This is a genomic window from Variovorax sp. AC194 (genome assembly GCF_979257995.1).
Genome location: NZ_OZ409823.1, coordinates 1,939,849 through 1,952,316, shown reverse-complemented (window position 1 = coordinate 1,952,316; position 12,468 = coordinate 1,939,849). Strand labels below are relative to the sequence as shown.

Annotated in this window: 14 protein-coding genes; 5 read left to right on the top strand and 9 right to left on the bottom strand. The window is 67.7% G+C overall.

Going from position 1 to position 12,468, the window contains the following annotated elements; translation table 11 throughout:
• Positions 1–4: 4 nt before the first annotated feature.
• Entirely contained in the window at positions 5–685 is a 681-nt protein-coding gene (locus tag ACZYRS_RS09450; RefSeq protein WP_463419016.1) for a response regulator, read from the bottom strand.
• A 139-nt stretch (positions 686–824) separates the two neighbouring features.
• Between ACZYRS_RS09450 and ACZYRS_RS09445 the strand changes: the two genes are divergently transcribed.
• Positions 825–1,511 (top strand): phosphatase PAP2 family protein, encoded by a 687-nt coding sequence (locus ACZYRS_RS09445; protein WP_463419015.1) that lies wholly within the window; start codon positions 825–827, stop codon positions 1,509–1,511.
• 21 nt (positions 1,512–1,532) lie between these two features.
• On the opposite strand, the gene ACZYRS_RS09440 is transcribed toward ACZYRS_RS09445, so the two are convergent.
• Positions 1,533–1,961, bottom strand: a complete 429-nt coding sequence (locus tag ACZYRS_RS09440) for a GlcG/HbpS family heme-binding protein (protein WP_463419014.1) — start codon at positions 1,959–1,961, stop codon at positions 1,533–1,535.
• Positions 1,962–2,047: 86 nt separating this feature from the next.
• Between ACZYRS_RS09440 and ACZYRS_RS09435 the strand changes: the two genes are divergently transcribed.
• The gene (locus ACZYRS_RS09435) at positions 2,048–2,980 is read left to right on the top strand and encodes a LysR family transcriptional regulator (RefSeq protein WP_463419013.1); all 933 of its coding nucleotides are present in this window, start codon (positions 2,048–2,050) and stop codon (positions 2,978–2,980) included.
• On the opposite strand, the gene lpxO is transcribed toward ACZYRS_RS09435, so the two are convergent.
• The 3 genes from lpxO to ACZYRS_RS09420 all read right to left on the bottom strand — a co-directional run bounded on the left by lpxO (position 2,981) and on the right by ACZYRS_RS09420 (position 6,089).
• A complete protein-coding gene (lpxO, locus tag ACZYRS_RS09430; protein ID WP_198786784.1) occupies positions 2,981–3,877 on the bottom strand; it encodes a lipid A hydroxylase LpxO in 897 nt (298 codons plus the stop codon). It abuts the gene before it with no gap.
• A gap of 104 nt (positions 3,878–3,981) precedes the next feature.
• Positions 3,982–5,409 carry a sensor histidine kinase gene (locus tag ACZYRS_RS09425; RefSeq protein WP_463419012.1) on the bottom strand — a complete coding sequence of 476 codons (1,428 nt, stop codon included), beginning with the start codon at positions 5,407–5,409 and terminating at the stop codon, positions 3,982–3,984.
• On the bottom strand, positions 5,406–6,089 hold the full coding sequence (locus ACZYRS_RS09420; RefSeq protein ID WP_198786782.1) for a response regulator: 684 nt from the start codon (positions 6,087–6,089) through the stop codon (positions 5,406–5,408). Before ACZYRS_RS09420 ends, ACZYRS_RS09425 begins: the two co-directional genes overlap by 4 nt.
• Positions 6,090–6,315: 226 nt before the next feature.
• Between ACZYRS_RS09420 and ACZYRS_RS09415 the strand changes: the two genes are divergently transcribed.
• Positions 6,316–7,371 (top strand): alpha/beta fold hydrolase, encoded by a 1,056-nt coding sequence (locus tag ACZYRS_RS09415; protein WP_463419011.1) that lies wholly within the window; start codon positions 6,316–6,318, stop codon positions 7,369–7,371.
• 15 nt (positions 7,372–7,386) lie between these two features.
• Here the strand turns inward: ACZYRS_RS09415 and ACZYRS_RS09410 are convergent, their stop codons facing one another.
• The gene (locus tag ACZYRS_RS09410) at positions 7,387–8,256 is read right to left on the bottom strand and encodes an NAD(P)-dependent oxidoreductase (RefSeq protein WP_463419010.1); all 870 of its coding nucleotides are present in this window, start codon (positions 8,254–8,256) and stop codon (positions 7,387–7,389) included.
• Between the two features lie 114 nt (positions 8,257–8,370).
• Between ACZYRS_RS09410 and ACZYRS_RS09405 the strand changes: the two genes are divergently transcribed.
• On the top strand, positions 8,371–8,718 hold the full coding sequence (locus ACZYRS_RS09405) for a winged helix-turn-helix transcriptional regulator (protein ID WP_463419009.1): 348 nt from the start codon (positions 8,371–8,373) through the stop codon (positions 8,716–8,718).
• A gap of 4 nt (positions 8,719–8,722) precedes the next feature.
• Here ACZYRS_RS09405 and ACZYRS_RS09400 read toward each other — a convergent pair whose 3' ends face one another.
• A complete protein-coding gene (locus tag ACZYRS_RS09400) occupies positions 8,723–9,124 on the bottom strand; it encodes an OsmC family protein (protein ID WP_463419008.1) in 402 nt (133 codons plus the stop codon).
• 84 nt (positions 9,125–9,208) lie between these two features.
• Entirely contained in the window at positions 9,209–9,676 is a 468-nt protein-coding gene (locus ACZYRS_RS09395; protein ID WP_257861421.1) for a winged helix-turn-helix transcriptional regulator, read from the bottom strand.
• A gap of 128 nt (positions 9,677–9,804) precedes the next feature.
• Here ACZYRS_RS09395 and ACZYRS_RS09390 point away from each other — a divergent pair, with 128 nt between their 5' ends.
• Positions 9,805–11,106: a D-amino acid dehydrogenase gene (locus ACZYRS_RS09390; RefSeq protein ID WP_463419007.1), complete on the top strand. Its 1,302-nt coding sequence runs from the start codon at positions 9,805–9,807 to the stop codon at positions 11,104–11,106.
• A gap of 23 nt (positions 11,107–11,129) precedes the next feature.
• Here the strand turns inward: ACZYRS_RS09390 and ACZYRS_RS09385 are convergent, their stop codons facing one another.
• A complete protein-coding gene (locus ACZYRS_RS09385) occupies positions 11,130–12,257 on the bottom strand; it encodes an aromatic ring-hydroxylating dioxygenase subunit alpha (RefSeq protein WP_463419006.1) in 1,128 nt (375 codons plus the stop codon).
• Between the last annotated feature and the right edge of the window lie 211 nt (positions 12,258–12,468).

The window sequence follows — 12,468 nt, the reverse complement described above, 5'->3', positions numbered from 1 at the left end:
GGCGTCAGGCCGCCGATGCCGCGCAGATGAGATAGCCCACGCCGCGGATCGCGTGGATCTCGACCTGCGCGCCGGCCTTGTCGAGCTTCGAGCGCAGACGCGAGACGTGCGTGTCGAGCGCGTTCGACTGGATGTCGTCCTTGTGGCCGTACACGCGGTCCTGCAGCGCCTCGCGCAGCACGGTGCGGCCGCGGTGCTCGAGCAGGGTCTCCAGCACCAGCAGTTCGCGTCGCGGCAGCGTGAGGCTTGCCTCGCCGATGTGGGCCTGCCGCGCGTGGTGGTCGAAGCGCAATTGCCCGAGCGTCATGACGAAGTTGGCGCGCACCGCGGGGCGCCGCGCCAATGCGCGCACGCGCGCCATGAGTTCGTCCATCGAGAAGGGCTTGGCGAGGTAGTCGTCCGCGCCGCCGTCCAGGCTCAGCACGCGCTCCGCCACGTCGGACATGGCGGTGAGCACCAGCACGGCGGCGGCGATGTCGTTCTGCCGCAGGAACGCCACGAGCGAGAGGCCGTCGCCGTCGGGCAGGCCGCGGTCGAGCACGATCACATCGTGCTGCGCACCGAGCGCGGCCTCCTCGGCTTCGCGCAGCGAGCCCGCCACATCGACCACCGCCTGGTTCTGGCGCAAGGCCGACGCGAGCGCCTGCGCCAGATCGACTTCGTCTTCGACAAGCAGGATTCTCATGAGGGAATGCAGAGGATGCGGGGAGGCGGTGGAGCGGATGGGCGGGACATTCTAGGAGAGCCCCTACACCGCCCAGGCGCAATGTTCACGCAATGCAGTTGCATAAGCTGGGGCGATCCCCTTTCCGAAAGCCGCATCGGTGACATCCCGCTCGAGCCCCGCCGCCCTTCCTTCCGTGCCCTGGTACATGGCACTGGGACAGCGGATCGCGACGCTCTGGTTCGTCAAGATGATCGGCACCACGGCCGGCATCTCGGGCTTCTTCTTCCTGTACTTCTGGGTGATGCACAACCCGCCGTCGACGCCGACGGTGATGCCGCTCACGCCTCTCGACCACTGGGTGGCCGTGAGCGACGACGCGATGCTGCTGTACGGCTCGCTGTGGTTCTACATCTCGCTCGCGCCTGCGCTTGCGAAGGACAAGGCCGAGCTCTGGGCCTGCGCGCAGGGCGCCGCGGTCATGGCGGCGATCGGCCTGGTGGTGTTCTGGTTCTTTCCGACCACGGTGCCGGTGTTCGCGGTCGATTGGTCGCAGTACCCGGCACTGCAGTTCTTGAAGGCCACCGACGTGGGCGGCAATGCCTTCCCGTCGCTGCACGTGGCCTTCGCGGTGTTCACCGCCGTGCTGCTGGGCCGCCAGTTGCGCAGCGTGGGCGCGCCCGCGTGGACGCATTGTGTGAACCTGCTGTGGGCCTTCGGCATCGTCTACTCGACGCTCGCGACGCGGCAGCACGTGCTGCTCGACGTGGTCGGCGGCACGCTGCTCGCGGTGCTCGTCAGCTGGGCGCGCACGAAGCGCGAACGGCTGGTGCTGGCCGAGGCCTGAGCCGCGCGGTCAGACAGGCAGTCAGAGGGCCTGCGCCCCCGCGGCCGCCACCTGCGCATCCTGCGTCGACTGCATGCCCGAGACGCCGATGGCGCCGACGAGGCAGCCCTCGTGCATCAGCGGCAGTCCGCCTTCGAGCGGGCATGCGCCCTCGGTGGCCAGCAGGCGCAGGTTGAGGCCGCCCGCGGCGAGTGCCTCTTCGAACACGCGCGTCGGCCGCTTGAAGCGCACGGTGCTGCGCGCCTTGGCCTGCGCGATCTCGACGCTGCCGGTCTGCGCGTGGTCCATCTTGTGCAGCACCACGAGGTTGGCGGCGCTGTCCATCACCGCGATGACCATGGGCCAGCCGTGGGCGCGCGCCTTGGCTTCGGCGGCCGCGGCCACGCGCCGGGCGATGTCGAGGGACACGGGCGCGCCGTACGAAATGATGGGTTGTTGCATGGTGCTCATGGCGATTCCTGTGAAATGACAAACGATGCACAGGACGATATCGGCGGGCAGAATGCCTGGCCATTCCCCAAAACTTCGCATCCGTTGTGCACGAATCGCCAGCTCACCGCCCCGATGCCATCGCGCCCGCTTCTCTCGCATCCCTTGCGTGGGACGACATCCGCTTCTTCGTCGCGGTGGCGCGCGAGGGCAGCCTCTCGGGCGCGGCGCGGCAGTTGCGCGTGGAGCACTCGACGGTCGCGCGCCGCGTCGGCGCGCTGGAGTCGCACATCGGCGTGCGCCTCTTCGATCGCCTGCCGCGAAGCTGGGCGCTGACGCAGGAAGGCCAAGCGCTGCTCGCACCCGCCGAGCGGCTGGAACAGGAGGTGCTGGCCTTCGCGCGTGCCGCCGCGGCGAACACGGCCCACCAGGGCACGGTGCGCGTCTCCGCGCCGCCGGCCTTCGCCAGTCACTTCATCGTGCCGCTGTGGGCCGCGCAGGCCGCGAAAGTCGCGCAAGGCGACCGGTGGCCGGGCATCGCGCTGGATATCGTCGGCGAACTGCGCAGCGCCAACCTGCAGCGACGCGATGCCGATATCGCGATCCGCTTCATGCGCCCGACCGAGCCGGGCCTGGCCGCCCGCAAGCTCGGCGAACTGGCCTTTCGCCTCTATGCCGCGCCGGTGTGGCTCACGCGCGCAGAGAGCGACTGGCGCTTCCTCGGCTACAGCGATTCGCCCGGCAACGTGCCGCACCAGCAGTTGCTGGCCGAGCTCGCCGGTGCGCGCCCCTTCGTCTTGCGCAGCAACGACCTCACGGCCTTGCACAACGCCTGCCGCGGAGGCCTGGGCCTCGCGATGCTGCCGGACTTCATGGCGCGCGGCGACGCCGCACTGGTCGAGGTGCCCGGCGAAGGCCGGCCTGTGATGCGGGAGGTGTGGAGCGTGGTGCACCCCGATGTGAGGCGCTCGCCGCGCGTCAGGGCCGTGGCCGACGCGCTGGCGGAAATGGTCGGCGCCCACGCCGGGCGCCTTGCGTGATTACCAGAAGATCCAGAGCGCGAGGCCGCCGAAGATCGACCACTTCACGAGGTAATACGCGCGCTTGTCCCAGGCCTTCAGCCGCTTGCCGACCACGCGGATCTGGTAGATGTACTTGAACGCGCGGTTGATGCCGCCCGTCTTGTCGCCCGCATCGTTGGGCGAGCTCGCGGCGGCCAGCAGGTTCTTGGCGAACCAGCGGTTCACGGCGCTCGCCCAGCGGTACTTCAGAGGACGCTCGATGTCGCAGAACAGGATCACACGGTCGTGGTCGGTGGTGTTCTCGGCGTAGTGGATGAAGGTCTCGTCGAACACCACGGCCTCGCCGTCGCGCCAGTGGTAGCGCTGGCCGTCCACGTCGATGTAGCAGCCTTCCACGCCCGGCGTCCACAGGCCTAGGTGGTAGCGCAGCGAGCCGGCGAAGGGGTCGCGGTGGCGCACGAGGCGGCTGCCGGGCGGCAGCTCCGCGAACATGGCCGCCTTGATGGTGCCGATGCCCTTGAGCAGCTCGGTCGTGCGCGGGCAGAGGATGGCGGCCGAGGGATGCGCCTCGTCGTACCACTTCAGGTAGAAGCGCTTCCAGCCGCTCTTGAAGAAGGAGTTGAAGCCCACGTCGTTGAACTGACTCGATGCCTTGATGCTGCCGCCGTTGCGCATGGCCAGCGCCTCTTCGCGGATGACTTCCCAGTTCTGCTCGAGCACCCGCATCTCGGGAAACTCGGCGGGCGACAGGTACGGCGTACCCGGCACCTTCGAGAAAAGGTACATGAAGACGTTCAGCGGCGCGAGGAAGGTCGAGTGATCAGAGAGCTGTCTGAAGAAGCGATGCCGCACCTGCCCGCGGAAGTGAACGTAGAGCGCGCTGAGCGCGAAGATAGCAAGAATGACCCACTTCATTGTTGAAAGTGTCCTGTAGACGGCGCCGGGGGTAGCTGTACATTGTAAATCTCTGTCCCCAAATGGACCTGACCACGGCCTTTGGCCGCGTCCGGGGGGAGGTTTCAGGTGCAGAGCATGGGCTGGGGCGCCTCGGCCACCGCCAGTGGCAGCCGCACCGTGGCCCTGAGGCCCCCGCCCAGGGCTTCGTCGAGCACGACGCTGCCGCCATGCCTGTCCACCACCGACTTGACGATGGCAAGCCCCAGCCCGCTGCCGCTCTGCGTCTGGTCGGGGTTGCGGAAGAACCGGTCGAACACGCGCTCCCGCAGCGCGGGCGGAATGCCCGGGCCCCGGTCCGCCACGGTCAGCACCGCCCGGGCGCCCTCGCGCGCCACCCGCACCGTGACCATTGCGTTCTCCGGGCTGTACTTGATGGCGTTGTTGATGAGGTTGTCGACCATCGAGGCCAGGCTTTCGCGCTCGCCCAGCACCGGCACGTGGCCTTCGCCATCGAGCTCCAGTTCCACACCGCGGGCGCGGGCGAGGCCTTCGATCATCGCCAGACGGTCCTGCACCAGCGCGTCGAGCGACAGCATGACCGGCAGGCCGCCGTGCAGCACCGCATCGCTGCGCATGAGCTGCAGCAGTTGCCCCACCAGCCGCGCCGCGCGGTCGTTGCTGCGCAGCAGGTTGCCCATGAGCTCGCGCTGGCCTTCGTCGGTGCTCTGCTCCTTCAACGCCTCCACGTTCACCCGCATGGCCGCGAGCGGCGTTCGCAGTTCGTGGGCCGCGTCGGCGATCAGACTGCGCTCGCGCGAAGTGCTGTCGCGCACGCGTTGCAAGAGGCTGTTGATGCTCTGCACCAGCGGCTGCAGTTCCTTGTGGGGCGGCGTGTACGACAGCGGCGTCATGTCGGCGGGGCCGCGCTCGGAGGTCTCCTTGGTCACCTGCCGCCAGGGCCGCAGCGCGACGCGCATCGAGAGCCACGCCGGAAAGATCAGGAACGGCAGGCTGATCACCAGCGGCAGCACGTAGAAGCCGCGGTACATGACCGTCACCGTCAGCCGCCAGACGCTGGGCTCGGCCAGCATCACGCGCGTGTCGCCATTGGAGGAGACCAGCGTGCGCGCACGCCATTCGCGGCCGCCCGCCTTCACGGTCTCGATGCGGTCGGGCACCGTGTTGAGGATGACGGGCACGGCCGCCGTGGAGCGGTAGATCAGCTTGTCCTTCTGCCACACCTGCATGACCGGCGCGGTGTCGGACGCGGCATTGCCGTCGCCCACGGATTCGAGCAGCGCCATGTCGAAGGCCGCCAGGCTCTGCTGCTGCCGGGCGGGTTGATCGGCCAGGTTTTCCGTGATCGAGAGAATCGAGCGGAAGATCTTCTCGTACTTCAGGAGCTCGGGGTCTTCGTACGAGTCGTACAGCAGAAGCGCGATGGCCATGGTCCACAGCAGCGCCACCACGGCCATCTGCGCGAGCAGCAGGCGCCGCATCAGCGAAGGCTGCTTCCACTTCTTCCAGCGCAGCGCCAGGGCCTGCATCATCGGGGCGTGCTCCGCACCAGCGACTGCATGTCGATCACGTAGCCGATGCCCCGCACGGTGCGGATGTAGCCCTGCCCGATCTTTTTGCGCAGGTTGGAGATGTGCACCTCCAGCGAGTTGCTGCCGTTGGCCTGGCCGCCGGGCAGCACCTGCTCTTCCATCACACGGCGCGTGACCACGCGGCCGGTGCGCTTGAGCAGCAGCGCCAGCAGGTCGAACTCGCAGCGCGAGAGGTCCACCGGCTCGCCATCGACGATCACGCCGCGCGTGGGCTCGTGCAGCGCGAGGCCGCGCATGCGGATGGTCTCGTCGTTGAAGCCGTAGCTGCGGCGCGCCAGCGCCCGCACGCGCGAGAGCAATTCGGCGAGCGCGAAAGGCTTGACGAGGTAATCGTCCGCGCCGTCGTCCAGGCTCCGCAGGCGGTCGTTGAGCGCATCGCGCGCGCTCAGCACCAGCACCGGCAAGATCTGCCGGTCGCGGCGCAGGCGAAACAGGAGGTCGAGCCCGTCGCCATCGGGCAGGCCCAGGTCGAGCAGCACCATGTCGAACGTGCCGCCGGCCAGGGTGCGCAGGGCGTCGTCGAGGCGGCGCACCCACACCACGTCCATGCCCTGGTTGACCAGCGCGATGCGCACGCCGTTGCCGAGATCGAGATCGTCCTCAACAAGCAGAAGGTTCATGGGATGTGCAGGGCGGCATCGCCCATTGGTCGGAATGGGGCGAAGTATCTGCCAAGCCCCGCGCAGGGAGTTCAGGAAATCTTCATGAAGGGCGAAGGGCTTCTTCAGGTGCCAAACACACACTGGACCGCTCCCCTGCAGAAAGCACATCGACGTGAATCGCCTTCCCTCGCAACCCCTCCGGCCCTTCCGGTTCCAACCCCGGCGCAGGCACATCCTGCGCGCCATGGCCGCCCTTGCGCCAGCGCTCGCCATGACGGCCTGCGGCGGCGGTGGTGGCAGCGGCAGTGGCGGCGGTGGGGTGGGCACCGGCCCCGCCGCTGTCTCCGTCACCGAACGCCGCGTGAAGGTGTCCAGCGCACCCGAGGTCTCGCTCCAGGTGCGCGACTGGCACCAGCCCGGCACCGCGGGCCCCGTCATCGTGCTGCTGGCCGGCCTCGGCGGCAACGCGCGCTACTTCGACGGCCTCGCGCCGGCATTGGCGAGCGATTTCTCGCGCGTGGTGGCGATCAGCCGGCGCGGCTACGGCCTCTCCGGCAAGCCGCTGCCCGTCCAAAGCGCTACGCAGCATTACGAGGTGGACGATCTCGTCGCCGACCTGAAGGCGGTGCTCGACGACCTCGCGCTCGAGCGCGTGGTGCTGGCCGGTCATTCGATCGCCGGCAACGAACTCACGCGGTTTGCGGGCCGGTTTCCCGAACGGGTGCAGGGGCTGATCTACCTGGACACCTCCTTCGACTACACGGTGGACGGCGATACCGGCGGCGAGGAGCTGCCCACGAACCAGGCGTTGGCCGAGCCTGTCGCGACGCCTGAGGACAGCCAGTCGATGCAGGCGGCCATCGCCTTCCAGCGGCGCAAATTCAAGGCCTGGTGGCCGCCGCTCGAAGCGAACCTGCGCGATGCGCTCGACGTGCAGCCCGATGGCAGCGTGCGCCCCAACACACCCGAGAGCGTCGAGACCGCCATGGACACCGCAGCCCACACCTTCTCGCCCGACTACACGCAGGTGCGCGTGCCTTCGCTGGTGATCACCGCGCTGTTCGCCGACAACCGGGACCTGTTCTCGTGGCTGGAGATGCCGCTCGACGCGAAGACGGAGAAGGACGCGGCCGACTTCCTGCGCATCTATCGCCGCGCGCGCATCACCGACGCGAACAGTCTCGTGGCAGCGCTGAAGACACCGCACCACGTGACGCTCGACAACTGCGCCCACGGCGACTTCCTCATGGAGCGCGAAGCCGATGTGCTGCGCGCGATCCGCTTCATGACGTGGGCATGACGCGCGGTGCGCCGGTCAGCGCAGCAGCTTGATCAGCGCCGCGATCTCTTCGCCCCCGAGCCCCGCCGCATCCGCACGCTTGAAGAGCCCCGCGGCGAACGCCGGAAACTCGGTGTTGATGCCCGCCTCCTGCGCCGTCTGCAGGATGCGCTGCGTTGCCTCGACCGAGATGCGCATCGGGCTCTGCGAGATCTTGAAGTCGCCTGACTGGATCACCGACCCTTCGTGCTGCAGGAAACCCGCGAAGGTCGGCATGATCCCCGCGACGATGCGGCCGTAGTCGGCCACGTCGAAGCCTTCGTGCTCGGCGATGCGCGCGCCGTGCATGAACCCGAGCAGCGTGCCGTAGATGGTGGAGAGCGTCGCGAGGTCCATCGCCGCTGCGGCGCTGGCCGTCTCGCCCAGGTACACGGTGCCGCCGCCCAGCACTTTCAGGAGCGGCTGTGCTTCGCGGAAAACGGCTTGCGCGCCCGACATGAGGATGGGCGTGTCGGGCTGGCCCATCTGGTCCGGCGCGGCCTGGATGGCGCCTTCGAGGTAAGTGGCGCCTTGGCGGTGCGCCCACAGCTCGGCATCGCGCGCATCGCTGGGGCTGCCGGTGGTGAGCTGGACCAGCAGGCGGCCATCCATCGCGGCGGCGACGCCCTCCATCGCGAGGATGGCTTCGGCGGCGCGGTAGTCGTAGACGCACATCACCGCGACCTGCGCGGCGCGCACGGCTTCGGCCGCGCTGCGCGCGAGCACCGCGCCCTTGGCGACCAGCGCGTCGGCCTTCTCCGCGGTGCGGTTCCACACCGTGACCTTGTAGCCCTGTTCGAGATAGAGCCGCGCGATGGTGACGCCCATCGAGCCCAGGCCGATGACCGAGATTTCCTTGTTGTTCATGATGATTCGAGGCAGGTTGTGATGACGCCCGCATCGTAGGAATTCAACTTGCCAACGGTCAAGTACCTACCATAAAGTGCGGTACTTACCAAAACGTCAGTAATGGATCGGCACATGAAGGCGAGCAAACCCTACAACTGCGGCATCGGGCCCGCATTCGAAGTCATCGGCGGGAAGTGGAAAGCGGTCATCCTCTGGGAGTTGCATGTGCAGCCGCGCCGCTTCGGCGAACTCAAGCGCCTGCTGCCCGACATCAGCGAGAAGATGCTGATCCAGCAGCTGCGCGAGCTGGAGACCGACGGCCTCGTCAACCGCGAAGCGTTCCACGAAGTGCCGCCGCGGGTCGAATACTCGGAGACGAAACTCGGCGCCACGCTCAATGCGGCGCTCGGGCCGCTGGCCGATTGGGGCGACCGCTATGCCAAGCGCGTGGACGCCGCGCGCAAGAAGGCCGAAGGCTAGTGCGCTAGTCGGCCCAGCCGGTCTCGATCTCGGTCTTCACCTCGGTCATGAGCTTGTGGACCGGGCACTTGCCCGCCACGCGCAGCAGTTCGTCCCGCTGCGCTTCGGTGAGGTCACCGGTCAGGCGCAGGCCCGACTTCAAGCGATAGACGCCCTTGCGCTCCTCGCTGTCGTCGCGGTCGACGATCACCTCGATGTCTTCCACCGGGATGCCCTTGCGGCGCGCGTAGATCAGCACCGTGAGCGCCTTGCAGGCCGCGAGCGAGGCGTCGTACAGGTCGTGCGGCTCGGGGCCCGCATCGCTGCCGCCGCCGGCCGGCGAGGCATCGACGGCGATCTCGTGGTTGCGGATCTTGAGGATGTGGCGCGTGCCGGTCGTGCCGTCGCGGTGGATCGTGAGGGTCATTGCCGTTTTTTCCTTGAGGGTCTGAAGAGGAGGATGGGAAGCGCGAGCGATCGTAGCGGCCGCGCCGGCGTGCGTCGGCAGACGTCAGCGGTCCACGGCGAGCACCAGCGTTTCCTTGATCTCCTCCATCACCACATAGCTGTGCGACTCGGCCGCCACGGGCAGCTTCTTGAGGATGTCGCCCAAGAGGTGGCGGTACTCGCTCATGCCGCTCAGCCGCGCCTTCACGAGGTAGTCGAAGCTGCCCGACACCAGATGGCATTCGAGCACCTCGGGCATGTGCAGCAGCTCCTGCCTGACCTTGTCGAACACGTCGCCCGACTTGGCCGAGAGCTTGATCTCCACGAACACCAGGAGCGTCTTGCCCAGCGCCTCGGGCGACACGCGCGCGTGGTAGCCGGTGATGACGCCGTCGCGCTCCATGCGCTTGACGCGCTCGGCACAAGGCGAGGCCGAGAGGCCGATGTGCTCGGCCAGTTCGGTCATGGAGACGCGGCCCTGGCGCTGCAGCAGGTCGAGGATCTTGCGGTCGATTCGGTCGAGTTCCGGCATTTCACTCCGCAGGTTGCATTGGGCGATTGATGGCAGTGGATTTCGCCGCCAAACCCTGAAAAACAATGGAATCCACTGCATTGTGCACTTTAGATTCCATGCATTCCATACGAATCGGCGAATACACCATGAAAGTCATCGTTCTCGGCGGCGGCGTGATCGGCACCACCACGGCTTACTACCTCGCGCGCTCGGGCGCCGAAGTCACGCTGCTCGACCGGCAGTCCGGCCCCGCGGAGGAAACCAGCTTCGGCAACGCCGGGCAGGTGTCGCCGGGCTACTCCACGCCGTGGGCCGCGCCGGGCATTCCGCTCAAGGCGATCAAGTGGATGTTCAAGAAGCACGCGCCGCTGTCGATCCGCCCCGACGGCACGCTGTTCCAGCTGCGCTGGATGGCCGCGATGCTGCGCAACTGCTCGCCCGAGCGCTACGCGGTCAACAAGGAACGGATGATGCGCGTGGCCGAATACAGCCGCGGCTGCCTGCAGCAGTTGCGCGCCGACACCGGCCTCGCCTACGAGCACCGCACGGGCGGCACGCTGCAACTTTTTCGCACGCAGGCGCAGCTCGATGCGGTGCAGCGCGACATCGCGGTGCTCGAGGAATGCGGCGTGCCCTACGAGCTGCTCGACCGCGACGCCCTCGCCCGCATCGAGCCCGCGCTGGCCGGCGCGCGCGACCGCCTCGCCGGCGGCCTGCGCCTGCCCAACGACGAAACCGGCGACTGCCACCTGTTCACCCGGGGCCTCGCTGACATCGCGCGCGGCCTGGGCGTGGACTTCCGCTTCGGCCAGTCCATCGACGGCCTGGAGACCGAGGGCGGCCGCATCACCGGCGTGCGCACCACCACCGGAAAGATCCTCACGGCCGATCGCTATGTGATGGCCTTCGGCAGCTACTCGCGCGCCGCCGTCGCTTCGCTGGGGCTCGACATTCCGGTCTATCCGGTCAAGGGCTACTCGCTGACCGTGCCGCTGGTCGACGAATCGCTCGCGCCGCAATCGACGGTGCTCGACGAGACCTACAAGGTCGCGGTCACGCGCTTCGACAACCGCATCCGCGTCGGTGGCATGGCCGAGCTCGGCGGCTTCGACCTGCGCCTGAATCCGGCCCGCCGCGCCACGCTGGAGAAGGTGGTGAGCGACCTCTTCCCCGGTGGCGACTTGCCACGCGCCACCTTCTGGACGGGCCTGCGCCCGATGACGCCCGACAGCACGCCCATCGTCGGCGCCACGCGCTATGCGAACCTGTTCCTCAACACCGGCCACGGCACGCTGGGCTGGACCATGGCCTGCGGCTCGGGCAAGTTGATCTCGGACATGGTGATGGGCCAGCAGCCGGACATCCGCACCGACGGGCTCGGCATGGACCGCTACGAAGAGGCGCCCTCGCGCGGCGCGCGCCCGCAACCGGCTACAGCGCCGGCTTGAGCAGCACCCTGCCCCCGAACCGTTCACGCTGAGCTTGTCGAAGCGCTGCGCGAGGCTTCGACAAGCTCAGCCCGAACGGTGGTGGTGATGACGGGGCCCGCGGAATTCCCGCGGTGCACTTCCGCCTCCCCGTGCTTCGCAAGCAACTGCATCAGGTGCTTGCGGATCAGCATGCCGGGCCGGTCCGACTCCATCGAATACTCCACGCCGCGCCGCCGCGTATCGACCAGCGCATCGGGGTCGGTCGATTCGAGGATGTCCTTGTCCTCGCGCGTGATCTCCGCGTCGAAGTCGATCAGCATCTGCGCCGCGCAGTCGGCCTCGGTGTCGTTGCGAAAGAGCCATTGGCACAGCTGCATGCGCCCGTCGTCGATGGGCGTGAAGCAGTTGATGATGATGTGGCGCACGCCGCTCGGGTACTCGATGTCGAGCCGGCGCGAGAACGGCAGGAAATAAGCGTTGCGCATGTGGCGCGTGGTGATCGCATCGGTCACGCCGCTGATCGCGTGGAACTTGGGTGGGTTGGTCGCCTCGATGACCGTCTCGGCGTAGAAGCCCGATTCGTTTTCCACCAGCTCGTACTTGCTCGGCTTCGGGCTCGCGGCCACGCCGAAGGTGGCGCGGTGCACGAAGCTGAAGTGCGAGTTGTCGAATGAATTTTCGAGCGCGCGCATCGGGCTCGTCTGCCACTCTTCGTGGAACTGGAAGATCGTGCGATAGCCCGGGTCTGCGAACTCCGGAATGTCGGGGATGTCGGCGATGGGCTCCTCCAGCGCCACCCACGCGTAGCCGTAGCGCGCCGTGCAACGGTAGGCGGTGGTGCGGTACTCGGGCGAGATCTTGCGGTCGGCCTCGTACTGCGGAATGCGGATGACCTGGCCGCTGCGGTCGTAGGTCCAGCCGTGGTAGCCGCACTGGATTGCGCCCTGTCCGCAGGCCTTGCCTTGCCCATCGACGCACCAGCCCTTGGAGAGCTTCGCGGTGCGGTGGCAGCAGCGGTCGCGCAGCGCGGCGGGCTGGCCGTCGGCGTCGATGAAGAGAACGATGTCTTCGCCCAACAGCCTGAAAGGCTTGGGGCCAGCGGCCAGTTCGGTGAGCGGCATGACGGCATGCCAGAACTTGCGGAAGACGGGTTGTCGGGTAACGAGCATGCGTGGAACTCCTTCTGTGTTGCGCGTGGGTACGTACGAACCTGAAAGAGCAATTTCCTGCCGGGATGCGTGGGGCATCGCGCGGCTGAACGCTTCTACTCTGCGCAAGCTGCCTTGCAAATTGCGCGCCCGGATTGTGGCGCGCCCCGCTGGCCGATGCACGCCTTTCCACGCAAAGCCCGAGAAAACCCCGAGCGAAAGCCCTTGGCAT